This window comes from Salmonella sp. SAL04162, from assembly GCF_046551535.1.
In the GTDB taxonomy this organism is placed as follows: domain Bacteria; phylum Pseudomonadota; class Gammaproteobacteria; order Enterobacterales; family Enterobacteriaceae; genus Salmonella; species Salmonella enterica.
Window position 1 is genome coordinate 70,977 of the sequence record NZ_JBGDVX010000014.1, and the last position, 24,760, is coordinate 95,736.

General features: G+C 40.2%; 24 protein-coding genes. 23 read left to right on the plus strand and 1 reads right to left on the minus strand.

The genetic code is table 11. The features are described from left to right. The first annotated feature begins 143 nt into the window (after positions 1-143). Positions 144-1,199 carry an IncHI-type conjugal transfer protein TrhU gene (gene trhU / locus ACLJRH_RS22085; RefSeq protein ID WP_181231580.1) on the plus strand — a complete coding sequence of 352 codons (1,056 nt, stop codon included), beginning with the start codon at positions 144-146 and terminating at the stop codon, positions 1,197-1,199. 18 nt (positions 1,200-1,217) lie between these two features. Beyond that, the gene (gene trhN, locus ACLJRH_RS22090; RefSeq protein WP_000776701.1) at positions 1,218-4,406 is read left to right on the plus strand and encodes an IncHI-type conjugal transfer protein TrhN; all 3,189 of its coding nucleotides are present in this window, start codon (positions 1,218-1,220) and stop codon (positions 4,404-4,406) included. 28 nt (positions 4,407-4,434) lie between these two features. On the opposite strand, the gene ACLJRH_RS22095 is transcribed toward trhN, so the two are convergent. Continuing rightward, a complete protein-coding gene (locus ACLJRH_RS22095) occupies positions 4,435-5,307 on the minus strand; it encodes a hypothetical protein (protein ID WP_000771834.1) in 873 nt (290 codons plus the stop codon). Between the two features lie 179 nt (positions 5,308-5,486). Here ACLJRH_RS22095 and trhI point away from each other — a divergent pair, with 179 nt between their 5' ends. The 21 genes from trhI to ACLJRH_RS22200 all read left to right on the plus strand — a co-directional run bounded on the left by trhI (position 5,487) and on the right by ACLJRH_RS22200 (position 24,734). Beyond that, a complete protein-coding gene (gene trhI, locus ACLJRH_RS22100) occupies positions 5,487-7,271 on the plus strand; it encodes an IncHI-type conjugal transfer helicase TrhI (RefSeq protein ID WP_410958104.1) in 1,785 nt (594 codons plus the stop codon). Between the two features lie 394 nt (positions 7,272-7,665). After that, positions 7,666-8,538 carry a hypothetical protein gene (locus ACLJRH_RS22105; protein WP_000041927.1) on the plus strand — a complete coding sequence of 291 codons (873 nt, stop codon included), beginning with the start codon at positions 7,666-7,668 and terminating at the stop codon, positions 8,536-8,538. 57 nt (positions 8,539-8,595) lie between these two features. Then, positions 8,596-8,973 (plus strand): hypothetical protein, encoded by a 378-nt coding sequence (locus ACLJRH_RS22110; protein ID WP_000120822.1) that lies wholly within the window; start codon positions 8,596-8,598, stop codon positions 8,971-8,973. Positions 8,974-9,033: 60 nt separating this feature from the next. Further along, complete coding sequence (locus ACLJRH_RS22115; RefSeq protein WP_000810361.1) at positions 9,034-10,011, plus strand: hypothetical protein; 978 nt, start codon at positions 9,034-9,036, stop codon at positions 10,009-10,011. Positions 10,012-10,068: 57 nt separating this feature from the next. After that, entirely contained in the window at positions 10,069-11,127 is a 1,059-nt protein-coding gene (locus ACLJRH_RS22120; protein ID WP_000063335.1) for an ATP-binding protein, read from the plus strand. 131 nt (positions 11,128-11,258) lie between these two features. After that, a complete protein-coding gene (locus ACLJRH_RS22125; protein WP_001176645.1) occupies positions 11,259-11,432 on the plus strand; it encodes a hypothetical protein in 174 nt (57 codons plus the stop codon). A gap of 63 nt (positions 11,433-11,495) precedes the next feature. Beyond that, entirely contained in the window at positions 11,496-12,623 is a 1,128-nt protein-coding gene (locus tag ACLJRH_RS22130) for a DUF3150 domain-containing protein (RefSeq protein WP_001447808.1), read from the plus strand. 77 nt (positions 12,624-12,700) lie between these two features. Beyond that, on the plus strand, positions 12,701-14,707 hold the full coding sequence (locus tag ACLJRH_RS22135; RefSeq protein WP_000762700.1) for a VWA domain-containing protein: 2,007 nt from the start codon (positions 12,701-12,703) through the stop codon (positions 14,705-14,707). 72 nt (positions 14,708-14,779) lie between these two features. Next, positions 14,780-15,001: a hypothetical protein gene (locus ACLJRH_RS22140; RefSeq protein ID WP_000192120.1), complete on the plus strand. Its 222-nt coding sequence runs from the start codon at positions 14,780-14,782 to the stop codon at positions 14,999-15,001. A 113-nt stretch (positions 15,002-15,114) separates the two neighbouring features. Next, the gene (locus tag ACLJRH_RS22145) at positions 15,115-16,347 is read left to right on the plus strand and encodes a toprim domain-containing protein (protein ID WP_000220379.1); all 1,233 of its coding nucleotides are present in this window, start codon (positions 15,115-15,117) and stop codon (positions 16,345-16,347) included. A gap of 269 nt (positions 16,348-16,616) precedes the next feature. Continuing rightward, complete coding sequence (locus ACLJRH_RS22150; protein WP_001011130.1) at positions 16,617-17,138, plus strand: hypothetical protein; 522 nt, start codon at positions 16,617-16,619, stop codon at positions 17,136-17,138. Between the two features lie 78 nt (positions 17,139-17,216). Beyond that, positions 17,217-18,095 carry a hypothetical protein gene (locus ACLJRH_RS22155; protein WP_000762003.1) on the plus strand — a complete coding sequence of 293 codons (879 nt, stop codon included), beginning with the start codon at positions 17,217-17,219 and terminating at the stop codon, positions 18,093-18,095. Positions 18,096-18,164: 69 nt separating this feature from the next. Further along, on the plus strand, positions 18,165-19,100 hold the full coding sequence (locus tag ACLJRH_RS22160) for a hypothetical protein (RefSeq protein WP_000691119.1): 936 nt from the start codon (positions 18,165-18,167) through the stop codon (positions 19,098-19,100). Between the two features lie 68 nt (positions 19,101-19,168). Next, on the plus strand, positions 19,169-20,089 hold the full coding sequence (locus tag ACLJRH_RS22165; RefSeq protein ID WP_000991697.1) for a hypothetical protein: 921 nt from the start codon (positions 19,169-19,171) through the stop codon (positions 20,087-20,089). A 66-nt stretch (positions 20,090-20,155) separates the two neighbouring features. Continuing rightward, positions 20,156-21,094 carry a hypothetical protein gene (locus ACLJRH_RS22170; RefSeq protein WP_000472041.1) on the plus strand — a complete coding sequence of 313 codons (939 nt, stop codon included), beginning with the start codon at positions 20,156-20,158 and terminating at the stop codon, positions 21,092-21,094. A gap of 171 nt (positions 21,095-21,265) precedes the next feature. Beyond that, a complete protein-coding gene (locus ACLJRH_RS22175) occupies positions 21,266-22,222 on the plus strand; it encodes a hypothetical protein (RefSeq protein ID WP_000149830.1) in 957 nt (318 codons plus the stop codon). A 263-nt stretch (positions 22,223-22,485) separates the two neighbouring features. Continuing rightward, positions 22,486-22,761, plus strand: coding sequence for a hypothetical protein (locus tag ACLJRH_RS22180; RefSeq protein ID WP_001004201.1), 276 nt, complete (start codon positions 22,486-22,488; stop codon positions 22,759-22,761). Between the two features lie 44 nt (positions 22,762-22,805). After that, on the plus strand, positions 22,806-23,396 hold the full coding sequence (locus ACLJRH_RS22185) for a hypothetical protein (protein ID WP_000578891.1): 591 nt from the start codon (positions 22,806-22,808) through the stop codon (positions 23,394-23,396). A gap of 7 nt (positions 23,397-23,403) precedes the next feature. Beyond that, positions 23,404-23,661: a hypothetical protein gene (locus tag ACLJRH_RS22190; RefSeq protein ID WP_001371933.1), complete on the plus strand. Its 258-nt coding sequence runs from the start codon at positions 23,404-23,406 to the stop codon at positions 23,659-23,661. 73 nt (positions 23,662-23,734) lie between these two features. Then, positions 23,735-24,271, plus strand: a complete 537-nt coding sequence (locus tag ACLJRH_RS22195; protein WP_000107167.1) for a hypothetical protein — start codon at positions 23,735-23,737, stop codon at positions 24,269-24,271. 16 nt (positions 24,272-24,287) lie between these two features. Beyond that, on the plus strand, positions 24,288-24,734 hold the full coding sequence (locus ACLJRH_RS22200; protein WP_000549069.1) for a hypothetical protein: 447 nt from the start codon (positions 24,288-24,290) through the stop codon (positions 24,732-24,734). Positions 24,735-24,760 lie beyond the last annotated feature (26 nt).

The following is a 24,760-nucleotide window of genomic DNA, read 5'->3' on the forward strand; positions in this document are numbered from 1 at the left end:
ATGAAACTCGGATTTATTATAGGCGCTCTCTTTGCAACATGGCTGACGCTAAATTATCCGGACCAGATGAGAAGTTATTTTACCAAAGCCGTCGACTATATCGAAAGTGTTGCAACATTTATTACATCCAAGTGAGCATGATGGTGAAAAAATTCAAAAAGTTACTTTTAGAGTTCATTGTAGCAGTTATGCTTTCGCTTTCTATACCGGGTATGGCTATGGCAGCAGATGCTGGAGTCCCTGGGGCTATGTGTCAGTCAGCTGGAGTGTGGCAGGGCTTGATTAAGAATATCTGTTGGAGCTGCATTTTTCCCATGAGGATAATGGGCATAGGGGCAGCTCCAGAAGGCGCTGCTCCTTCACGTCCGGGTTGCTACTGCACAGATCAGAACGGCGTACCGGAAATAGGTTGGCAATTGAGCTTCTTTCAGCCGGTGAAGATTGTAGAAGTTGTAAAGAGCCCCTGGTGCAGCCCCTTTCTTGAAGGCACGATGCTTCAAAAATCGCAGTTTGATATTGGTAAAAGCAACACAAATCAGCCAATGACAGCAACTGAAGCCGGATTTTACGATGTTCATCTTTGGGAGTTCCCAATCATGACAATGCTCAAATTACTGATTATTGGCGAGTGCACTGCTGAACCCTATATAGATGCCAGCCTGACCTATATAAGCGAAGTGGACCCTATGTGGGAAAGTGATCTGCTTACACTCGTCCTGAATCCAGAGGCAGTAGTTTTTGCAAACCCAATTGCCTCAATGGTGTGCGCTGCTGACTGTGTAGCAGTAACAGCAGGAAAGGATAATCTCGCTGCATACTTTTGTGCCGGATGCGATGGCAACCTTTATCCATTAACCGGCCACATTTACGCAAATGATGACGCTGTAAGGACGAGTTCACTGATAACCCAGCGTCTTCTGACTAAACTACATCGCCAGGGAATGCTGATGCGAACGATGGGAGCAGACGCAATGTGTGAGAAAACGTGGGAATACTTTACACCTCGTTCCCAGTATCGGCTTTCAATGCTTTTCCCAACTCCTGAGGCGAAAGGGCCGGATTGCTGTCATCGTCTTGGTGATTCGGTACATGACTGGTCAACCCTTAAAGGTGGGCGCAAAAAAATAGGCAATGATAATTATGTCTATATGTTGTGGCGTTACAATGACTGTTGCGTCAGATATATACCAGGCGCTTGATTTCTAAGGGTAAAAATAATGAAACTTAGAAAAACGATAGCTTCAACTATTATTGCATCAATGATTGCCAATACTATGAGTTGGGCTTTTTATATCTCTCTCATAAATATGGTAATGACTCCTCGTATTTATGCGGCAGACGCTATATTTGACCAGCTCGAAAGTAACTTTAATCTTGCTAATCCTAACGCAAATCGCAATGCGACAACCAGTGCTCAGGACATTGTTGAGAAGTACAAGAATGCGGATTCAGGCGAGAATGTCAGTGGGAAGATCACCGAGAAATACGTGGGTAAAGCCGAATCCGCTAATCTTAATCTCGGAAAGTATGGGGCAGGGAACTCAAATGAAAGTGTCATGAAAAATGCCGCATCCGATGGAAAGTCCATTGGTAGCGCCGTACAACTGCCGAGTATGTCTGGAGGGACAATCAATTCAAACTATACCAAGGAAGGGGCAAAGCTGCTCTCTCGGGATGCTAATGGCAACATTGGTATAAGCAGTAATCCCAATACTACTCCTGGAACCAAAACAAATACCGGAGAGATTTTCAGCTCAGAGCAAAAGCACAGCGATATTAAGTTCAATGCCGCAGATCGTTATGGGGATGAGGATGGCTTTGTAAACGATATAAAGAATCGGAAAAGCCAGTTATTTGATGCTCAAAGTTATGATGGCGTTGCCTACCGCACCCTCGTAAATGCTAACAAGGACAACCCGGCATCATCTATAAAGCCTAACGATCCCATGTTTACTGCGGGGAGAAATGAGATAACAAATGCTGTTGCTGGTACTGGAAACTGGCTTCAGAACTGTAATGTTGAGACCTCTAAAAAAACAGTAACCACACACTATCCTGATTACAAAGAGTTCTACTGTAACTCGCCTAAGCAAGATAACTTCAGCAGCTGCACGATAACCCGTGATTTTTCAGTCCCTGTTTACATTTCAGGCGGAAACGGAGACATGTCGATGTGCGGCGATAATTGTGTGCGTATATGGTTTGGTCGCCGTGATGACAACTACTGGAGTGACGGGGTATATGATAACGAACTGACATTAAAATTCCATCCGGATGCAAAATTGGCCTCAGCAAAGATTGTTAACGCGGAGTGGGATGACCACATGCGGGTAACACTTGATGGCACGCAGATTTTTGCTCACATAGATGGTGCATATCGAGAAAGTGACTATCCGGCTCCTAAGGGATCTTGGGAGTTAAAAAAATCGTGGAAACTCGACAAGGTTTACGATGTGACTGATAAGGTCAGAAAATCGGTGTATGAGGAGCCTGATCGAGAAGTGACAATGGCATCCAGAGTATGGGTTGGTGGGAAGGGTGAAGGGTATTTTGAGGTTGAGCTGACTTTTGAAAATATGAAGCTCGAAGATAAGCACGTCCAGGAACCAGCTGGTTGTTACGATGCTGTACAAGCTCCGAATACATTCTGCCGTTTCGATCGGTTTAAAGATATGGATGTTGGCACAAAACGGCTTCCGGAAAGCGTGCTTTCATTGGCAAAGCCTCTGTATGAAGGTGATAAAGGATTTCTTACCTGGAAGACAAACCTTGAAGGCTACTTTTGTGATCCATTGGCCAAAGACAAAATTTGCTCTTATGACGCTAGTGGAAAAATTATGAAAGACGCTAATGGAAAGGACCTCTGTTACAACTATGAAGAAATAAAGAGTATGCCTGATGCATGTAGTGCTTATAAAAATGATGCAGCATGTGTACTCGATAAACAAACATGTGCAGAGGGTTGGTTCGATGAGGGCACTAACAGTTGCTACATGTATGAACAGAAATACACCTGTGACAGAGGGAAGGATGTAGTTCGGGAGGTTGAATCTTCTACAAATGCCTGTGTTGGCATGATCCCATGTTCAGGTGGAACATGCGAAACTGGGCCAAAGGAAGAGAACAACGATTTTGGAAAAGTTGCGGCTTATTCAAACATGGTTCAGTACATGCAGGGCGAAGCCAAATGCGAAGACCCTAACGATGCCAATTCATGTTCCGTCTTTGAAGGAAAACCTGAATGGTGTGGTCGTTCAGTAGGCTTTGTAAATGGCCTGGCAAAGACGGACTGCTGCGAAGCACCACAGGGAACCGCAGGAGCACTTGAAGGTATCATGCTTGCCGGATCTATGATCAGAAACACAAACTGGACCAGAGTTAATGCTCAGCTAATAAAATGGACCGGCGGTGATACAGGTACATGGGCTTCTATGTCTAATGCGGTCGGAGAGTGGACTGCATCAGCTGGTAAAACAGTAGGGCAAATGTGGAACAACGTCACGAGCTCCTTAACGAGCGTATATGAAAACGTCGCTGGTAATCTAAGCAGGGCAGTTGGGTCTTCCGCAACTTCTGGAGGGGCAGGAGGTGCTGGCCAGTTGGCACAGGAAACAATGTCCAGCTTCGGTATAGGTCAGCTTAAGCAGATGGCAATGAAGAAAGCCTACGAATTGCTACCAGATACAGTTCGTGACTTTGTCTTTAAGAACGTTGCTACTACCGGAGGAGAGGTTGTCTTCTCGGCTGCGGTTCAAAACTTTATGCTTGCATTAAACGTGATCGGTTGGATTTATACAGCCTATCAGGTCACTAAAATGCTTTTAGAAATGTTGGTAGCATGCGACCAGAAAGAGATGGAAGCTTCTATTCATAAGAATCAAAAATCCTGTTTTACATTAGATACGGAACGATGCGTCAAATATCTGAATGTTGGTTTCACAAAGAAATGCGTTAAAAAAGCAACAGACATGTGCTGTTATAATTCCATGTTGTCACGCGTTATTATGCAACAAGCTTATCCGCAATTAGGAATAGACCCTGTCGCCTCTAATTGCGTGGGGCTATCAATAAAGCAAATACAGCAACTGGATTTCGATAAAATTGATCTGACGGAGTGGATTAATGATGCAGTTCAGGTAGGAGAAGTTCCTGATCAATATTCAAAATTCTCCGAAGAATCAATTGTGGAAAACTTACCATTCCAGAATGAGAACTATCAACTTCCATCAGAACGTACCAAGGAAGCAATGGGCGGTGAAGAAAATATGATAAAGGCCAGACAAGAAAATGCTCAGGCTATAAAAGAGGAAAATGTAGATTGTAGCTATTTACCTCGACCGGCCATATGTGAGGTAGGTTCAACTACGCTGGATCCGGTTACGGGCAAGCAGTTGCCGAAATATTGAAGAAGGGGCCGTTAGGCCCCTTTTTTAATTACTTGGCTTTCAATGTTTTTTCTGGGAAGCCTTTTTTACCGTATTCACCGGTAAAGAGGTAATAATCTTTTCCGTTGATGGAGGCTGCAACACCCCCTGGAGTTGTTGTATTTGGGCTATCAGAACGGAAAATGATACCCGAAAAATCAGCGCTTGTTTCGTTTCCTTTAAATGGGATGAACACATAACGAATTACAGCGTAATCACCAGCGGGAAGGTTTAGCTCAGGAATTTCGGTTCCTGTTGCGGGGCGAATCGCCTGAAAGCTGTACATTGAATCTGTAGGGAAAACATCAGCATCAGGCTTAGAGGGCAGATCACAGGTACTCCATTTATTGACGACTGCCATATCAATTTTACATGTGGCCAGAGCTGCTTTCTGTTTTTCAGGGTTGTATCCAAATGAGGCCTGAGTTGCTTTTGTATGCTCAAAAACATACTTAGCTCCCTCACGTACCAAACTTTCATCATTGTAAGGCAATTTTTTTGGATTGGGGACGAACACTAGGTATTGATTGACCTGGATGTATTCGGCGTCAGAAGAACTGTACAAAGAGCTGAGGCTCATGATCCCAAAACCTTTTAGACCGCCTGTTACGTAGCCCATCGAACTATTGATGAGATACTTAGAAAGAAAGTTGTCGGCATCCCCTCCAGGAGTAACCTCTTGCTCCTTAAAATTAACGTCGAAACCAGCAAACGAATAGGCATTCTTGGCGACAGAATCATTTGCATTAGCATGCCAGTACTGGCCGTGACTGTACGCATTCAGAGCGGTGCCTGGCGTAGTGCCGGTGTCACCGGCACAACCCGATAGGGAAAAACCAATGACGACAGAAGAGACCAGAGATACTAAACGTAAAAGTTTCATTTAAAGCCCTTTTTGTAATGTCTTTTGGAGATGGAACCATTATTCCATAGTCACGCGTTTCACAAACAACCTGATTGCATAAAAAAGGAAAAAAAGTGATTTCCAGTAGAACCAGCAGTACACAAGAAAAGCGCTTTTATAAAAATGTATAATTATTAAAACGAAGTAATGAGGTTGAAATGGGTAAGCCAACAGAAGAGCAAAGACCTGTTATCGAGAATGCTAGCGCAAACAATATGGTGATAGCAGCGCCTGGATCAGGCAAATCGTTCACCATGATAGAAGCGGTTATATCGATTCTCAAAAAGTATCCATATGCAAGAATCGGGATGGTGACCTTTACTCGCGCTGCAACAAACGCACTTGCAGCAAAGTTACAAAAGCGATTGAGCAAGAAGGATCTTGACCGGGTGCTGGTGGATACTTTTCACGGACTCGTTAAGAAGCAACTGGACATGATTCGCTGGCCGGGAAAGATGTTGATAGGGCCAGCACAGAGATCTGTCATTCACCGGGCTTTGAAAGAATCCGGTGTAACGATGAAGTTTGCTGAAGCTGAATTCGTTATTGATGCTATCGGCAGAGAAATGGATACGGATGTGATTTCAGTTCGGCATAACAGACAACAGATCCATTTGTTTAATACCTATCAGGCGTTATGCCAGAAAGACCATGTGGCGGACCTCAATGCTCTTTCAAAATTTGTTGTCGGTCAAATGCATTCGGGAAAAATGCGCACGTTAGATTTGACACATTTGATAGTAGACGAAGTTCAGGATACTGACTCTATACAATTCTCATGGATAGCATTGCATACAAGAGCTGGAGTCTATACGAGTATAGTTGGAGACGATGATCAGGCCATCTACTCCTTCAGATCCTCAGGAGGAGTCAAAATATTTCAACAGTTTGAAAAACACTTCAGACCTAACATATTTTACTTAAACACATGCTTTAGGTGTGAACCTGAAATTTTAGAGGTGGCCGGAGCACTGATAGGAAAGAATGTTTACCGTTATGCCAAAGAGTTACGCTCGGCAAAAAAGGGAGGGGGAAAGGTCACTTTTCGTTCATATGTAGATATGGAGGAACAGATACAGGGTATTTTAAGCCTTATAAATCAGGATCCACATGGATGGGCAATTCTAAGCCGCAATAATGCTCACTTGGATGAGCTAGAAAGTTTGATCGAACAGCCAGTAATTCGTTACGGAGGTAAATCATTCTGGGATGAAAAAGAAACAAGCGATGTGTTAAGCCTTATGGCCTTTTTCCGACAATCAAATGATCCTCGCTTAATGAAGAGAGTATTGGCATTGTTTGGAGAACAGGAATCAGTTTTGGATGAAGTGGCATTGAGTATGAGAGGAAGAAAAGTTACTTTTGGCGACCTTGCCATCCCGGAGGACAGTTCTCTCGAAACAAAAACATTACATTCAAACTTCGTGCGCTTTACCCAGGAAAGTTCTGATAAAGTTGAGATAGCAAAACGTTTCGCCAACCTTACGAAATGGATGGAATCGTCGTCAATCAAGATGAGGAGTAATAAAGGTACAGCAACCTTAACAAAAATTGCTTTAGACACTTGTAAACAGTGGGCAGAAAAGACTGGTTGGATGAATATGATAAATCGTGCTGCTGCAATGTCATTAGGCCCTAGGAAGAAGGACGAGGAATACAGCCCAGAGAAAGTAGTCCTATCAACCTTGCATGGTTCAAAGGGTCTTGAGTGGAATAAAGTAATAATAATGAGTTGTAATGCGGATCAGATACCAAGTAAAAGATCAGTTGGGGAGGAGGCAATAGAAGAAGAAAGACGTTTGCTTTATGTTGGATTTACGCGTGCAGAAAAGCAAATTTTTGTAATGTGGTATGGTGATCCTTCTTTCTTTTTAAGAGAATGCAGTGAAGAAAAGATAAAAGAAGCAGCTAATATTCGAATTTCTCCACTTTATACAGAATAATTCGATATGGGCATTTACTTATGCTTAAAGCTATAGTATAAAAACAATGAGCTTAAATATCAGCTCCCAAATTTGAGTAACTTTGCTTAAAGTTACTTTCGCGTTAAGCGTTGATTTAGCCGTGAAAAGCGGCCAGCTTAAACAAGCTGTAAGACACCACCGGCAAAATGTCACCTTTGTCGCTGGTGCACTTCCCATGCCTGCAAAAGGCAATCTGAATTTACCAAACCGTAACTAATTTAGCTCCTCCTGGGGCTATTTTTGTTGCGTACTTCTAATGCCAGATAGTATAAATCAGGCGGTTCATAGCTTACGGGAGATGAATGACAGGCTTTGCCTTCGTGTTGAAACGAAAATTTGTTTCTTCCTTCTTACTATATATAGGTGACCCCAAATGTCTAAAAATAAAGCTCGCAGTAAAGCCCTTCATCAAACCTTTAGTGAAATTATTCCAGAGATGGATAAGGCGCTAAACAAACAGCTCTTAGAAGTTCTGATGAAATATACAGAACGTGATAATGAACTGATTGTTATTTTGAATGAGGACGGCCCAAATATCATTGAACTTAAGTCTCTTAAGCCTGTGTCTTTGTTGGCCGAAAAGCTTTCTGCTTATTCAAGCTATTATCATGTGGATGTTGTGGAGCTCGTGGTCAAGAAAATTGATTTCGAAGGAGCTTATAAGCTTCTTAAAGCTTCCCCAGATGTACCACTTTTTAAAAGCTTAACTGAACTGGATAAATATCTTGTTGAGGAGTTTGAAAAATACGGATTAAATTCATTTCTTGACGTGGATAATCTGGATTACTCACTTGAAAAAGCCAGTGAACTCAAAAATGAGCAGTTAATAAATTGGGTTTCGGACATCATTTGCAAACGTGAAAAATTAACTTTACGTAAGCGTTTTGATGTCGCAGTAAAGGCCCACTACGAAAATGTAGAAAAAATGTATGATACCATTCGTCCGTTAATGAAAAAACTGGGTTTCCCAGAAGATCTCATGACGCACACCTTTAGTGAGTTAAGCGTTTTTGAAACTAAAGGATGGGACCATGCAATAAAATCGAAAATTGAGACTCTCGCTAAGCGTGAAACTCAATATTTAGATGATGCGGCTAAAGCAGAGAATCGACGTCTTGTAACAGAGAAGTTGGAGAACTCTTTAGCGATTGCACCAACTAAACCAACAAGAAATTGGTTACATATTGCCGGAATTGCCTGTTTGGTAGTCTGCACGTTCATGTATGTAACTAATAAATTTATTTAATCCTGTTAAGGGGGAACCCTAACGGGGCTTCTCTTTGAACAAATCGAGGAGCGGAAAATGTCATATCTTGAATATATCAATGAAGTAAAAGTGTCCGGGATAGTTATCAGTGCTGTGGAGAAAAAAATGACTGACCAGAGTATAGGTTTGTTAATAAAGCTCAAAAATAGGATGAAGACAGAAGTTGATGGTGAAATCACTGAGAGAGAATTTTCAGTTCAAATCAAGGTGTCGCCTGAAATGTATTCAACCTGTTTCACTGGTATAAATCAGGGTGATGAGTTGATGGTCTCCGGTTATATTGTTGTCGATACTATTATGATTGAAGGGAGAGAACATCCTCTTGACTACATGAGAGTGGTAGCAACAAGTAAGTTGGCTCACATACCTAAACCTCTAAAAGGTTTTGGACAAAGTAGCTTTAATCAGATCTGACATTAAACCCACCCTAAAGGGGAGAAATCCCTTCATGGGATTTCTCCTTTTGGAGTCCCCATGAAACAAAAATTTAGGGCTACTGCAATAAGTAGTAATCAACTTAGTTTTTTTTCTATATTCGATATAGATGAAGATGAAATAACGCAAATAGTTGATTCACCCAAAGAGCATTTAAATGATGCATACACGTCCGGATTAAACTTTAAATCAGATGAAAGTAACATTTCTGAGATAAATTATGATTCTGAAAGGCGTGAAAATCACCTTTATGAAAAATCCAAATTACTTAAAAATCAGATTTTGCATACAATTAATTTTGCAGCAGAAACAGATTATCTATATTCGGTTGAAGAATATAACCCAGATTTGGGTGGTCTGGTAATAGAATGGACCCCTGAGGATGTGTATGTTGTTTTTCTATCCGCTATGGAAGAGTCTTTGGAAATCATTAAAGAACTAGTGTTGAGGAGAAAGTTATTCTTCAAAGATGACAATGGTAATATCACAGTGAATCCACTTTTAGAAGCTGAAACACGGTGGTATATGTCAAAATCATTTGAATACACTTGTTTATCTCATGGACTTGATGCATGTGAATTTAGAGCGGAATTAAAATCATGGCTCTATTATCATTCGCATCGTTCGATTAGTGAAAACACGAAATTAGCTGAATGCAGGAATGATGATGAAATCATTTTGCATGATTGCAATGACGATATGGGCTGGGACATCTTCTTTGATCAGGATTATTTAATGTCAGAAAAAAAACTGGCTGTTAAATGGACTGACAGGGAAATTATGGATGTTTACATAAAAGCTTTTAAATCCACATTAGAGTTGTTTGACGAGCTTGTTTCATGTGATCTGTTAACTAAACGAAACGCTTTTGGCAAGTTAGAAATAAATCCAATATTCGAAAATCATTTTGAATGGATCATGTCTGAAGCTTTTGAAATAGTGGGAAATCATCTTGGTTATAATGTGCCTCAAATCAGGAAACTGATGGCAACTATTTGCCAAATGAATCTCAAATAAAATGCCACTGGCAAACATCTGCCAGAGGGCGGTGTTTGCATTTTACCGGAGTTAAAAATGTCTAATGCCGCTATGAAGTTAAATGAAACATCTTCTGATGCTTATGAAAAATTAGAAGCTCTTCTTTCCCCGGATGTTATAAAGTTAAAACATTATGTGGATAAAGGTGAGTATCTTTTAGTTCTAGCAAAGGACCTTTTTGGTATTCCAGAAATGGATCCAAAGATGGCTGTGCCTGTTTTCAAAACTAAAACCTCGTATCGAGCTCCGCTGAACAAAGACTACATACCAAATCCCCGAATACTTGAACAAGTGGTTAAACTGCTTATCAGTCCGGATATAGATTTAAGTGTGTGTCTTAAAGGTGAGTCCGGTTCTGGCAAGACTGAAATGGTAATGTACATTAGCCACATGATGAATTGGCCGCTGACAATTAAGCAGATCAACAGCAATATTCGAGTTGATGAGCTTGAAGGTGAGCGCAGTCTTAATGGTGGTAATACAGGTTTTGTACACAGCGATTTGGTAACGGGATTTCGTAATGGTCACCTCATTCTTCTGGATGAAGTGGACAAAATCGATCCTGATACGGCAGCAAAACTTCACATGCCCATTGAACGTAAGCCCTGGTCACTCAGTGCTAATGGTGGTGAGGTTATAACTGCTAATGGCTACACGCGATTTATTGGTACTGCAAACACAAACATGAGTGGAGGCGCTCGCCGGTTCGTTTCTTCTCAACGTCAAGATGCAGCTTTTATAAAGCGGTTCTTGATAGTTGAAATGGAGAAGCCCGACAAAGTTGCTTTAACCAATGTGCTTACTAAACGATATAGCTCTTTGCCTTTTCAGGTCATTGAGAAGTTCGTAAGAGTAGCGATTGCAGTAAATGACTCTGGTACAGAAGACAGTGTGATGGATATTCGTCAATTAGTAGCTTGGGTTGGCACGTCGATGACGTTAAAAACCTTTAGTCTTCTTGACACTTTCAAAATAGCTTTTGCTTCTGCTTTACCTTTACATGTGGTCGATCTTGTTCTTCAAGCTATAGATCTTTCTCTTGGCGAAGACAAGGATAAATCGCTGGAGTATTTCACAGCAAAAAAGTCGAGTTAGATGGGATTTGTTATGAAACCTCTGATATTTGTATCTCAGAGTTATCCCATCTTGAATTTAGTGCGTTTTTAAGTACGGATGGTGCTGCTACCATTGCTATAGCAAAAAACGGAACTAATTTTACTGGACTTATGCAACTGAATAACGACTATTCTTTATTGTTTTATCATGATGGTAAAATAAATATGGAAGGTCTAATTAAAGAAATGGAATTAAAAGGTTATATGTATCAGGGAGCAATGGGCAATGATGATGTTGCCGCTGAGTTTCCCGGTATTCTTTTAATTGCACCAGAGAAGCTTTAATATCAACCCTATCGGGAAATCTTTCCCGTTGGGGAGGGTTTCCCCTTTTTTTTGGAGAAACCCATGACTTTAAATACTTCAATGCTTAACAAAGTATCTGCAAAACAAATCTCTGAGAATTTTGCAAAATCATATCCAGATTTACTGGAAGGTGCAGTTATAACAAAAATTGAAATAAGTGGCTGTCAAGGATCGCGTCGAACCGATAAAATCGATTTGTCTTATGATGGAGATGATATTACGGATCAAAAAAGCGTATCTAAAAGCGAAGTACGTTGGATTGACATAAAAGCCCTTAGCTTCAAAAGTACGATTACCAGCAGAATATCAACCCTTTGCTCACGCTTGTGCATCCGCTATAGCAATATGTGGATTTTACCAGTTTCCAGTATGGAAGAGTTTCTGGAAGGGGCCCAAGAGATTGAACGAGAGTTTCAGGCAGGTATTCAAAACGTTGTAGACAATTATGAGATGCATATTGAGGCTGAAAAAAATAGAAGCCCAAGAATGTCTTCTTTGATTGATCAGTTGAAATTAACTAAAGATGATTTCATAAAATCCTTTAGATTTAATATTGCTCACTTTATTCCTTTTACGCCTATTAGCGTTGAAGGTGATGAAACCCAGGACTACTATCAGGAACAATTGATAACAGATCTGGCAGAAGAAGCAATGAGGGTTTATGAAAAAATTAGTAAAAATAATAATTTGCGCTCAAGTACTATTGACCGACTGAAGCAAATGCAAAATAAGATCATTAGCTTCATGTTTATACATAAAGAGGCGGCAGTACTTGCAGAAGCTATAAAACACATAATGAATAATTTACCTAAAGGTGCCATTTCTGAACCTCGCGACGTTGCGGTGTTACAGCAGTGGTTTTATTTCATGAGTGATGCTTCAATGTTAAAGCGTATTATTTCAGGAGAGCAAAAGGTTACTGACTGGTTGGAATCTATTACCAGATCATTTAATCAAAGCTCACAAACAGAACCGAACGCGCTACAGAACACAGGTATTGAAGCTATTTTAGATTCAACAAATGTGTTTCAGGTTGAACCTGTCGTAGAGAACGATATAAAAAACAGCACGTTTTCAAAGACTGATTCTGTAGCTGAACCTGAGAAATCAGTTTCGCAACAGGAAGACAATGCTGAAAATGGTTTTGATATCGAGCTCAAAGGCTGGTAACTGTTTGCTTTATTAAAAACCCCAGATGGGTACTTCACCATCTGGGTGAGTACCCCTTTTTTATAAAGAGGTATTCTATGAAATTAGATCTTAAATCATCGCCGCGCCATATTAAGCGTTTACAGAATATAGCAAAAGTCATTAGCGGCTTAGGCGATGTAAGAGTTGTAATAGACGACAATACCAAAGGACCGTATTTTGATCCTGTCAATAAAGTTTGTGTTTTACCAAACGGCGATTATAGCGATGATGACTTTGTCAGTCTGATTGAAGGTTTTACCTGTCATGAAGCTGGTCATGGTCGCTATACCGTCAGTGAGGTTTACAGTGACGCCTTTAATAGTGTTCTCATGTCATCTGAAGGGTTTACACGCTTCGATGACGGAATGAATGCAGAGTTTGAGAGCCTCGCTGAGAAACGTAAAGCTTATAGCAGGGCAAAACGTCTTACCGGGCTTATAAATCTGTTCGATGATGTACAGATGGAAGAGAAGGTTGGTAACGATTATCCGGATGCAAAGCGGCGGCTTGCAGCCACTTACGCACTGATGGTTAAAGCCGGAAGGATGACTCCTGATATATCTTCTCGTCCGGAAAATCCTGTCCTATTTATTGAGTGGTATCTGCTTAACTCATTGCGAGTAAAAGTCCTTCAGCAGGTAGGTCACAAAGAAACCCTCGATCCGTTTTTTGACTATGCCCAAAAGATACTTTCTCCAGTAATTTCTGATGTTGAGGAAATTTTTCATGATGCTCTTGGTTGTGAAAATACTCAGGGCTGTGAATCCCTTGCTCGTAAGACCCTGGCTCTTTTAGAGAGACTGCGGGATGAGGCAAAGGAACAACAGCAGCAGACAGAGCAGGAGGAGCAGGAGGCATATGATGAATCCGAGACCGATACCGATACCGAATCAGAAGATAAATCGCTTACGTCGACTGATAGTCGTGAGGATGATTCTGAGGACGATAGTGAAGGTCAGGCAGATACTTCCGATAACGCTGATCTTGCTCAAGAGGGATGTTCTGAGCCTTCAGAACTTGCTGAAGATAACGAGGGAAATAATGAACCCACCGGTGGCAATCCCACGGGTGATAACATTATTGAAGACGATACTGATGCGATTAACCCTTCCGAGAGTGAATCAGATGAAGCCAGTTCGACTAACGTTGAAGATGAAAGTAACTTTTCATCGGCTCAATGGGAGATACTGGCAGATTTGTTGGATGCCTTTCTTAGCAGTGATGAGGATAGCGAAGATTATCACGATGCTTTGGCTAAAGAGATTGAAGGTATTGCATCAAAAGTATCCGATGACGTGAAAGCCGAATTCGGTGCTTCTGAATGGGATATCCCTGATCTCCTTATCGATTTGAATGTTTACAATGAGGCTTTGTCTCTGAGTCATTCAATCGGTAGCGACTTGTCTGTTTTACAGCAGGTTAAAATGCGTGGCCGAAACAAAACTCATGAGCGTGGAATTACCTTCGATGGAAATCGATTAATTCTGTCACAAATGGGAGTTCGTGATGTCTTCAGAGCTCAAAGCGAATCTAAAAATAGAGGGCATGTTGGCCTCGTATTAGTTCGTGATATTTCAGCGTCAATGGCTAATGATGAAAGATATATTCATGCCATTAAGTCAGATCTTGCTTTATCGATGGCCGCTGAAAGTTTGTCAAAAATGCATGTCTCCAATATAGTTTTTCCCTTCAAGGAAAGTGAATTTGAGATTATCAAAACGTTTGATCAAAGCGTTGAGGAATCTCTATCGAAATTCACTCTTGGATGTAAGGGTTATTATACCCCTACGGGATCTGCTTTAATGGCAGCTGTTGATCTGTTACTTGACAGCCAATTCGATAGGAAAATAATTTTTCTTATAACTGATGGTTATCCGAATAAATCGGAATTTACTATCGTCGAAGTTATGGAAAAGGCTAAATGTAATGGAATAGAAATCGTTGGTGTTGGTATTAAGACTGATGAAATAATTGGTTTTGAAACGGACACTTTCGTAACAGTTGATGATACTTCTTTATTGTCTATTGAAGTCAGTAAGCTAGTTCATCAAATACTTTCTTAATAAACTCTACCCAATCGGGGCAAAAAGGCCCCGGTGGGTCTTTTTGCTCCATGAAGGAATAAGGAGCAAAATATGACTCAGATAAAAACTTACCGTGTAGAACATGAAAAAGTCGGTGCGATGCATAAAGTCCGTATTTTCGGACGTGTTGGTGAAGTTATAAGCAATGATAGCCCTCAGGAAAGAATCTTCCGCGAAGTCACTATAGCGGAGGGTAATAGCCAGCAGGCTGCGTTACTTGTAGATAACTACATACAGCGTCTTGAGAATAATGGCTTCACGACTGAAGCATAAATGTTGAGGGCCCCCGGGCCCTCTTTCTTAAATTCTGCGTTGTGGGTTTCTCCCTGTCTTCTGCACCGCAGAAGGCATTGAGAAACTCACAATGCCAGATAAGAGAGATCATCATGACTTATGCATCCCCGGCTCTTCGTCGTAAACCACAGGAAGTATCTGAACACTTTATTAAACTCGTTCATGCTCGAATTGCTGAAGTGTCTGGCTGGAAGTATATATTCGAAAGAATACCTGCTTTCAAAGACGCTTGTGCAAAAGCCCCGAGCCAGGTTCCTTGCCCGTTTACTGGCGCAGGGAAATCGAAGTTTCGTTTCCGACAAAAAGACCTTTATACCGGATGTGCGATCCATAATGACTTTCCGGTAAATGAGTTTTGCGACGGAATTGATGTTCTGGCGAAATATTATGAATTAAGTAAAACGCAGACTTGCAAAAAGATTCTCTCAGATTTTTTCGGGATGGATCTGCATGCTCCGTTAACTGACGCCGACATTGAAAATGAACGACGCTATAAATCAGCAGTTCGTGCCACAGAAACTCTTGACCGAGAGGAAGTGGCAAAGCGAATGCGAAAACTTGATGTGATGTATCACTATACCGGTGAAATAAAGCCTAATACTCCTGTTGCTTTGTACCTCCGTAATCGTGGGATCTCCCGCTTACTGAGTCACTTACCAAAGGATTTAGGCTTTAATAACCGGATCTACTATTGGGATAAAGATAAGCAGAAATCGATTATCTATCCGGGAATGATTGCAATCTATCGTGACACCCGAGGTCGGCCTCTGACTATCCATAGAACATACGTAGACAAAAACGGTGATAAGGCACCTGTAGAAAATCCAAAGCTGATGATGAAGCCTCCTGCCGATATGACAGGTGGCTCAATTCAGTTGTTTGACCCTCACTATGATTCAGGTAGTTCGACCTGGACACTGGGAGTGGCTGAAGGGATCGAGAATGCGCTTTCTGTTGTAGAAGCGACTTCAACACCATGCTGGGCAGCCAGCTCCGCATGGTGCCTTGAAAACGTTACTGTTCCTGATTTTTTACTGCCTCCGCCGGATGTAAAATATATAAACTTTTATATCTGGGCAGATAAGGATATTGCTAACTCACAAGGCACTCGTGCCGGTATCGAAGCTGCTCAGCGACTTCAAAGCCGCATGGTTGAGTTTTTGGCTAAACGATATCCCGCATCAAAGCTGACAATTGAAGTCTTCGAACCAGCACAAGATATTCCTGATGGGAAAAAGGGTATCGACTGGAACGATGTTCTCCAGTTAACAGGGCAGGATGGATTCCCGATTCACTGGGCTCCTGAATGTCTTAATCAGCTGTAACAACGATAACTCCCCCGCATTTTGCGGGGGGGGTTATCTTATCAATATTATTTTTTAAATTGTATTGATAAGATAACCGCTTTCCTTCGTGATAATTACCTGCCTTTAAGGTCTTTTCACGGCTGAGATGCTTGCTCAGTTAAATAAATGTGCGGTACTACTGGCTATGGTCGGTTGTATGACATGGTTATTCCATAAACTATTAAAACCCATAACGGGAGTATTACCGTTATGGTGATGCTCGTCGTTTTACATCGGAGAGCATTTTAATGAATTTTCAAACTAACGAAGTTTTTAATAAATTTGCTGCTGTTATAAAATCGCGCATCGTCAATGAACCATCGTCATGCTATTTGCTGCATGATAATGAGATAGATATAACGATTTTGAAACATGGCATATTAGAAAATGACAGAAACCTGTTGTACGTAGTTCGTCCTTCAGGAACGTGTTTGTTGCGTTGTGACAAATATTTCTATCCGAAATATTATCTTCGTTGCCGTGGAGATTATAAGTCATTCATATATGTCCATCTTGATCTACATAGTGGTGAAGCTAAAGAAATCACATGGGAGCAAGCAGACGATATGCTGTCTAGTCCAGGAAAACCCCCATTAAAAGGAAATCTTGGACGATTTGAGTATATAAAAGTTGTGGTTGAGGACCTTCGTATTCGAGGTTACGCTGATTATCTTCCTGCGTATAATCTTGATGACCTTCGCCGTTTTGCCTTACAGGACGACCGCCCATCCCTTGTCAGATACATTGACAATGTAATGGCAACGGTCTGATTGGTTGCTAATTGATTTACATATTTTCCCTGATGGCCAACCTGCATCAGGGAGGCCTCAATAACGACTGGAGGCTGTATGAAGTTAGCTACGGACCTGGTAAAAGCTATTTTGATTAGAAATGGTGTTGAACCAGTAAATATAAGCGAATCATCTAAATTATCTTTGAAACAACCACTGACAGAACTTAAATTCAGTTTATATTTGCGAACTGAGCATTTATCTCACTTCCTACCCGGTTATGTTTATTCTATAAAAGAATGTCCACTGTCATATGACATCGGGATCGAAATTCAGAAAATCTTCGAAAGTTTACATTTGTTAAACGAAGAATTTGAATCCCTCGGTTTTGTTTCTGTATGGATAGAAATGCATCAAAGCATTTTTGAACAAAGTCGGTTTAAGAAAAGTAACTTTACTTTTCGGGAGGAAGAGGTCGAGCTTGCTAAAGGGCTTGTTTGTTCTCACAATTCACAAATAAGTAATGCGGCTTATTTCTGGCTTCAGCACTTTGAGGAGTTTATGATTTATGTTCGTAATAAGCTTATCGACCTCTTTCGAGAGGCCTATGACCTGATCCTTGGAATGCAGCAAGTATTTTTCATTCGGGAAAAGGAAGAGCTGTTGAAAACTATAAGTTATGGGGATGACCTGTATGAGGTGAAATTAATGGCGGCTGAGCTTTACTCTATCGAACAGAACTTAAAGTGTTCTGAATCGATAAGTACAAAATCTCAAGCTTCGGCATATATTAACCGCATCCGTGAGTTTGTGCGTTCGGGGTGGAGGCAGGGCTATATAGTCTGCCATCATAAGCGAAGTAATCAAATCTCATCATTGTCATTACCGATGTACTTGAAAGATACGTCAGGCCGAAGTGCTCGAAAGCGAGTAAAACGTCTTATATCTTCTACAGTTTGTGGTAGAAATAAAGATTTAGGTCTTACAGATTTTTAATTAAATTATACCCATGTGGGGATCACACCCCATATGGGAGTGATCCCTTTTTTATTGAGAGAGGATCACATGAAAATTATCGAAAAAATCATTAATGCCTTTTTGGTTGTTCAACATAAAAAAATACAGGTTAAAAACATTACATTTTTAGACAATGGGCAGGGCATGTTCTCTGGTATGTCTTTTGATGCTGATGTTTCACTGGAGTTTATGTATGAATCAGCAAAAGCATATAGTTCTTGTTTCTGTGATATTCCCTTTCCAGGTTTTGAAGATGCAAATCTGGAGGAAATTACGAAATTTCAATTAGATGCTTTGAAGCAAAGAAAGAATCATTCTTTCATTGTTAACCATTTGAGGTTTCCTATAGTTTTAAGGGAAGGGTGCAAAATCGAAAGAGGAGAAGTCTATTCAATTTCGAATTGCACTTATAATAAAGAAAGATTGCAGTATCTTTTTTCTCAGGATATTTACGGTAAGTTGTATAATTCCTTAGAGAAAGAATTAAGCTCGTTTTTCTCATTTATCAATGTTGAGGTGCACGAGTTGTTAAAAGATGCTGTATGCTTTGCATTAAAAATCCTGAATAAGATATCTTTGGATACACCTGAAAGACTTATTAAAGCTTTTAATTATCGTGACTGGTATTGTAGTTACGATGTTGAGCTTTTTAGGAAAGGCTTACCTGGTCATATTCTGGAAGAGCTCATTGCTCCAGATATCTTACTTTCAGACCTTAACGGTTGTAGAAAAATACTTAGAAATGCAAAACGATTTCTAAATGGACATACAAAAACCAATTGTGTTTATATTAAATATGAATGGTGGTTGGGGCCTGTGGATACCTCACACTCAGCTAAGTTGATGTCTGACAAAGAAATTAATAACCGAAGTGACTTGAAGAATTTTTCAAAGGTCTTTTTCAAAGAGTGTTTAAGTTCTGGTAAGTCGGAATATGAAAACCATCTTAGTGAAAAAGAACATGCGCTTCGCTACAATTATTAATTAAAATTATTTTCTCCCATAGGGATTTCTCCCTTTGGGAGAAATCCCTCTATTAAGAGGGTATTTAAATGAATGCGATACAAAAGTTAGTTGAATCTATTCTTGTTAAAATGGGTTTTGTTGGCGCTGTAGTGGAAAATATATATTTGGATTCAAAACCATTTCGGCATATTCGATTTGTGGCTGATATTCCAGTAATATCTTTTCTACCTCATTTGGTGAAATATCTTAAGGGCGCAGACCATCTTTACTGTGGTAACGATGATTTGCATCCTCTTTTCATTTATTTTTCCGAAGCGGCTACATTAAAAGCAGGCCCTGTAAATCTCGCGAACTTTCGTTTTGAAGTTTCTATAGCTTCAACTCATTTACGACTGGTCTCAGAGCAGCCTGATTTGCTTATCAAAGGATTTAACCGGGATAATCTAGAATACGTTTATTACCGCTCAGATTTGGCCTCTAAGGATCTTATACTAGGCCTTGTTGAACACGGTTCTCCTTTCATAAAACATCTACATGGACTTATACAAAAGCGAATTTTAAACGAGTTCTCTCTGATTTTTTCTGTTCTTGAAAAGATTTTAGAAAGCGCGAAGCCACAAATTCTTGCTTGCTTCCATAGTGTTGATTATGAAATGAACGTAAAAATAATAGCCGAAGCTATACCTGAAACTGTATCTAATCAGATAGTCACATCTGATTATATAGTTAATTCTATATCAGATGCGGACAAGTTTATAAATCATGTTCGTCGCTATTTAGCAGGCAGGGTAATGAAGAGGCGGATATACGCTGAATTAGATGTTTGTGAAGAAACATCAAATATTTCACTAGTGAACTTAGGATGCTTTACGTCTCCTCTGCTCGTTACGGAATATCAAATGTTTAAGCCACACTCTTCAGGGTTATATCGAAAAGCTATAAACAACTCCTTAAAACAGTTCAAACCAGAAATGCATGTACCTTCTGAAGAACTCTTTTATAATTAATCTAACCCATCCGGGAACTTGCTTCCCGGTGGGAAGCACTTCCTTTTTAGTCATGAGGTAGTGTAAATGTTTAAAGAATCTGACCACGTGGAATTTGTTAGTGCCTTTCTTTATCAAAATTTAGGCCTTAATGTTCCCGCTGACGATATAACCGTTCAATTATCTGATACTTCGTTCGACAAAGTAACCTTTGATTACGATGTAGATATCGATAATTTAAATTGTATGTTGGATCTCTACATATCTGAACTAATAAAGCACAACGCATCTTACTCCGATTCTATTCTTTTGAAACAAAAAATAATTTATTTTCTTGGAGTATTTAAGAATTTCGGATTTTTTACGTTTGATATTCGCGGATATAGTAATACTTTAAGCCCAGTTAAAGTTATTGATATTGTTTCAATGATTATTAATGACTGTGAAGAGTTATCTAAAGCTAATTCTTCTACTGATGCTATAAGAAATCTTTATCTCGATAAAATGAAGGTGGATGGGAAAGTGTTAGTTGCGAAATTTGCACTTAAACAGTTTTTTCATTCCGACTTTGGTGACTTTATCTCATTTGTCGAGAAAAGAATTACAGATTGTCTTAATGAAACTTTAAGGATTATCAAAGCTGTTGAACATGGCTTTGTACGTGTTGGGCAGCATAAGATTAATCGCCGTATTAATGATGACTTAAAGTTATGCATTGATTTCAATACTGATGATTATCCGGCAAATATGCCAGATATATATATTAAGTTTAACGATACATTTGATGGGAACGGGGCGTTATATTGTGACAATGATGCCCTCATATCCCTCTATACCGATGTTGCTTCAATTATCAATGTGCCGGTGATGATGGAAGTAAGATTGATCAATAAAAGAGGGCGTGTTGTCTGTGATTCTTCGCATTCAACTTACGTATCTCTCGAAAGTAATGACCGATACAGAGTAACTGATCGCACATTACTAATAACTGAAGCTTTTGACGATTTTCGTAACGCGTCTCAATGATCCTTTTGCTTCAGTCCAAAAAAGTAACTTTGGTTGGCTGAAGACACTTGTCTATGACAATGTAAAATCTGTCGCTGGCATCTTCTTTTAGCTTAACCAAACTTTTATCTAACCCAGTGGGGAAGTCGCTTCCCTTCTGGGGCACTTCCTCTCAAATTTGAGGTAGTGTATATGACACATTCATCTGATGATAAAAACTATGTCCGAGCAGTTCTGAGCTATCTTGGCATAGATTTTGATGAGGCGGATATAGTATTAAGTGTTTGCCATTGTCAAAGTGACGAGCTTTCTTTTACCTGTAATATCAAAGCTATTGAACTCAAGAATGCTGTTGATTTATATGTCGATAGTATCTCTGAGAATGAAATAGAAGCTTTAAACAGAGAATCTTTAAAATCTCGACTCTGTTACTTTCTTGAGGTGTTTGACGCAGTCTCTGGTCAGTACCTTGAGATTTCAGGAAAACACTTTGCAACTAGCCGTTTTGAATATGATGATGTTTGTAGTGAAGTTCTTAGCATGTCTAATGATGTTTCTCAGTCGAAAGGTTATGACCGGGATGAATATAACAGACTGATGCAGGTTGATGGTCAGGTTATGATTGCCCGTTTTGCTTTGCAACAGTTCTGGGATACTCATTTTATTGGACTAATAACATTTGTATCTGAGTCTATAACATCGAGCCTCTATAAAGCTTATGAAACTTTTAGTGATATAAGTTTGGCTTGCTATAAACTGAGTGAATATTCTTATTCACGCTCTATCAACAGTGAATTGACCCTTAATATTTCACTTAAAGAAAATGACTTCTGTGAGGACCTATCTGATTGCTATATGGAAGATGAGGCTTTACCTTCTGGTAGGGTAATTTCTCGACGCAACAATGACTCCATAATAAGTATTTATGAGAGCTATGCTGCGGCTTCTTATATTCCGATGATTGCATCTTTGGAAGTCGTTGATGAATACGGCGAAGTGGTTACTGACCTCTGCCATACCGTTTATGTTTCAGAGTTAACCGGTGGGCGGATTAAAATCCACGACCGTAATGACTTAGTATCTGAAGTTTTCGATAACCTAAGAAATTTAAATCTTGCAGTTGGAGATTCAGTTTCACAAGCTGCTTGATTCTTTCCCTGATTTTGATTTTTTCTCACATACTCTTATGGCACGGTTTCCGTGCCTTTTTTTTGCCTCGCTTACAAGCGTCTACTCCTCTTCTACCTATCCCACCTTACATCACCACTTAAAATCTATCTTTCTAATTCCATTATCCTTTTCGTAGCCTCTAATGCTCTGGTATGAACATACTCTTTAAACTCAAAAAAGTGCTATTAACGAAAAAAAATCCCTAAAGAGATTTGTATACTGTTCTCAACCAAGGAGAGCTCATGAATGAACTAAAATCCAAAAACGAGAACAGTACCAAAAGCAACTTTCCCCCGGTTGATAATCAGTTTTGCTTTTACCATGTTGATTTCAGCATAGAACGACTACTTTCAACGGCCGAGGATCTCCAGCTTGAGTACATCTTCCAGAAACCTGGAAGTGAAGTAAGAAAGGATTTGGTTGAGCGATTCGAACGTGGAGAGCGCTTTGTTACAGCTTCACACTGTGACAATTTCTGTGAAATCCTTGGTTGTCAAGGCCATCAGGAAAATGCATAAACCCATAAACCTACATTTCCACTTTTAAGGATGTTCACTAAAGAATGATTGGAGAAAGTATTTTTGACTGGGTAATTTACGGAATATCCATTTTGATATTTGCCTCAGCACTAATTGAAGGAAAGACAACTCGCTACCCAGCACTTTTTTTCTATGGGAGTTTAATTTTAATGTTAATCCTGATAGTTGCTGGAGGCCTTAACTGGTGGTTCTACAGGTCAAAATATGGCGCAGTAATCGTTATCTTCACAGTGGTCTCTTTACTGATGACTCGATTCCGCCTGGTCATATATAAATTAAGATTAAGAAAGTTAGTTTCAGAAATCAGATTTCGTATAAAAACGGGTTTTCGTATAATTCTTGTTTTGTCGGATAATGAGGATGAGCGTAATGTTCTGCTGTCTATGCTTAGCAACGTATTGCCAGAGCAAACGCTTATTCACACGCGTGATGCTCTCGGACCTCATTCAGAGCCTATCCTAAAAGCTCTTGAGCTACATCATCAACAGGGAACAGGTTACATACTCGTCTGTGAACAACAAATCTCAGCGCGTACGTGGTTGAGTATCGTAGAAAATGGGAAACCTGATACATCTATAGCTGTTAATTTTCATTCGATCCCAGAAATGGAGTGATTTTTCAATGAGTAGAACCGTTTCACAAAGTGTCACAGAAGATTGTCTTTTTGATACCCGCACACAAGTCAGATTACAACTAAGTCGAAGCGTTCATAAAACGCTGGCATCTGCTAAAGAAATTTTACAGGGAAGGGGGGTTGATTCGGTCTCTATTGAAGATCTTGTTCGAGCCTGTCTTGAAGAGAACCAGCCAATTGATCTAGCCTCACTTTACCTTGAAAATCTCTTAAAACAGAAAGGTACCAGCATTTGCGATTTTTAGTGTTTTCAAACCTATTAGATAAAATGCCGGTTGTGTTTATATAACATCAATAATTTCATGCAACAGGTAAAACATGAGTACTCAAAAGCAACTTTCCAGAACTACCGGCACTGAACGTATGTTTAAGGAAGAGCTGGCGTTATCCTTAATTTGTTGGGTTTTCACCAGTCCTTTTACCAACTGGACCGATAAAGTCTTCAGTGGTATTGAAGTTCCGTCTGAAGGACCGTCATCATTACGGGGTGAGACAGAAAAATTCTTTCGTTTTGTCGTTAATGAAGAAGGCTACGACGCAGGAAGGGCTGCTATTGGTCTTGACCTATGTTGTTTTTCACTTCCGTTGTGTTTGTTCCCGGACGCTGCCCTGTCTGAGGAAGAGGTTATGAGTAAGTTAACCGGAGAAGTTATCCATGGAATTCTTCTTTCCTTACCTGAGTTTATTGATATGCCAGAAGTGCTCGCTTACCAGGTCAGGGATGAAATTCTTGCTTTTAACACTCGCTGTGGAGACGGGATCTTTCATGGTTGGAACACGGCTTCAGAATTGTGGAAGTTTGAAATCTTTCCCCGCACCACCATCATGATGCAGCATACTTCGGCAATACATTAAAATTAGGCGGGGCAGAATGCATAAAAAACTTTTTCTTCTCGAATGGAAACCCTGTCAGAGCCGCGTATGGGCCGGTTGGATGGCCCTGTGGTTGACTATCAGTTTTCTGATGTTATCTGCCTTGCTTATGACAGATCATCTCCTGAACAAAGTCATCCTGCCGCCAACATGGTTGTTGATCTGGTTTTCGCCAATGCTGGGGTTTTTGATAAAAGTTCGCGTCGTCGAAACTCAACATTTCCTGGAGCATGACCTCTGTGTTGCAGGTTTCTCTTTTTACCGCTGGAAGAGGTTAGTTTCTCCCGGGCTTTGGTCAGTTGACTGTATAAATGGTCGTTTTCGCCTCAATCGGATCACCCAGGTGGGTAAGACTATCCACTATCCATGGCGTCTCCATTATCATCCTTTGTTCATGAGCCCTATCGAACATAAATCGCATGCTGTGAAAGCTGTTTCAAAATGACTTCTTTAGAGGTTTACATGACATTT

Bases quoted from the DNA above. Each gene is read 5' to 3' on its own strand.
- trhN (WP_000776701.1), top strand. From the start codon at position 1,218: ATGAAACTTAGAAAAACGATAGCTTCAACTATTATTGCATCAATGATT.
- ACLJRH_RS22095 (WP_000771834.1), bottom strand. From the start codon at position 5,307: ATGAAACTTTTACGTTTAGTATCTCTGGTCTCTTCTGTCGTCATTGGT.
- trhI (WP_410958104.1), top strand. From the start codon at position 5,487: ATGGGTAAGCCAACAGAAGAGCAAAGACCTGTTATCGAGAATGCTAGC.
- ACLJRH_RS22105 (WP_000041927.1), top strand. From the start codon at position 7,666: ATGTCTAAAAATAAAGCTCGCAGTAAAGCCCTTCATCAAACCTTTAGT.
- ACLJRH_RS22110 (WP_000120822.1), top strand. From the start codon at position 8,596: ATGTCATATCTTGAATATATCAATGAAGTAAAAGTGTCCGGGATAGTT.
- ACLJRH_RS22115 (WP_000810361.1), top strand. From the start codon at position 9,034: ATGAAACAAAAATTTAGGGCTACTGCAATAAGTAGTAATCAACTTAGT.
- ACLJRH_RS22120 (WP_000063335.1), top strand. From the start codon at position 10,069: ATGTCTAATGCCGCTATGAAGTTAAATGAAACATCTTCTGATGCTTAT.
- ACLJRH_RS22125 (WP_001176645.1), top strand. From the start codon at position 11,259: ATGCAACTGAATAACGACTATTCTTTATTGTTTTATCATGATGGTAAA.
- ACLJRH_RS22130 (WP_001447808.1), top strand. From the start codon at position 11,496: ATGACTTTAAATACTTCAATGCTTAACAAAGTATCTGCAAAACAAATC.
- ACLJRH_RS22135 (WP_000762700.1), top strand. From the start codon at position 12,701: ATGAAATTAGATCTTAAATCATCGCCGCGCCATATTAAGCGTTTACAG.
- ACLJRH_RS22140 (WP_000192120.1), top strand. From the start codon at position 14,780: ATGACTCAGATAAAAACTTACCGTGTAGAACATGAAAAAGTCGGTGCG.
- ACLJRH_RS22145 (WP_000220379.1), top strand. From the start codon at position 15,115: ATGACTTATGCATCCCCGGCTCTTCGTCGTAAACCACAGGAAGTATCT.
- ACLJRH_RS22150 (WP_001011130.1), top strand. From the start codon at position 16,617: ATGAATTTTCAAACTAACGAAGTTTTTAATAAATTTGCTGCTGTTATA.
- ACLJRH_RS22155 (WP_000762003.1), top strand. From the start codon at position 17,217: ATGAAGTTAGCTACGGACCTGGTAAAAGCTATTTTGATTAGAAATGGT.
- ACLJRH_RS22160 (WP_000691119.1), top strand. From the start codon at position 18,165: ATGAAAATTATCGAAAAAATCATTAATGCCTTTTTGGTTGTTCAACAT.
- ACLJRH_RS22165 (WP_000991697.1), top strand. From the start codon at position 19,169: ATGAATGCGATACAAAAGTTAGTTGAATCTATTCTTGTTAAAATGGGT.
- ACLJRH_RS22170 (WP_000472041.1), top strand. From the start codon at position 20,156: ATGTTTAAAGAATCTGACCACGTGGAATTTGTTAGTGCCTTTCTTTAT.
- ACLJRH_RS22175 (WP_000149830.1), top strand. From the start codon at position 21,266: ATGACACATTCATCTGATGATAAAAACTATGTCCGAGCAGTTCTGAGC.
- ACLJRH_RS22180 (WP_001004201.1), top strand. From the start codon at position 22,486: ATGAATGAACTAAAATCCAAAAACGAGAACAGTACCAAAAGCAACTTT.
- ACLJRH_RS22185 (WP_000578891.1), top strand. From the start codon at position 22,806: ATGATTGGAGAAAGTATTTTTGACTGGGTAATTTACGGAATATCCATT.
- ACLJRH_RS22190 (WP_001371933.1), top strand. From the start codon at position 23,404: ATGAGTAGAACCGTTTCACAAAGTGTCACAGAAGATTGTCTTTTTGAT.
- ACLJRH_RS22195 (WP_000107167.1), top strand. From the start codon at position 23,735: ATGAGTACTCAAAAGCAACTTTCCAGAACTACCGGCACTGAACGTATG.
- ACLJRH_RS22200 (WP_000549069.1), top strand. From the start codon at position 24,288: ATGCATAAAAAACTTTTTCTTCTCGAATGGAAACCCTGTCAGAGCCGC.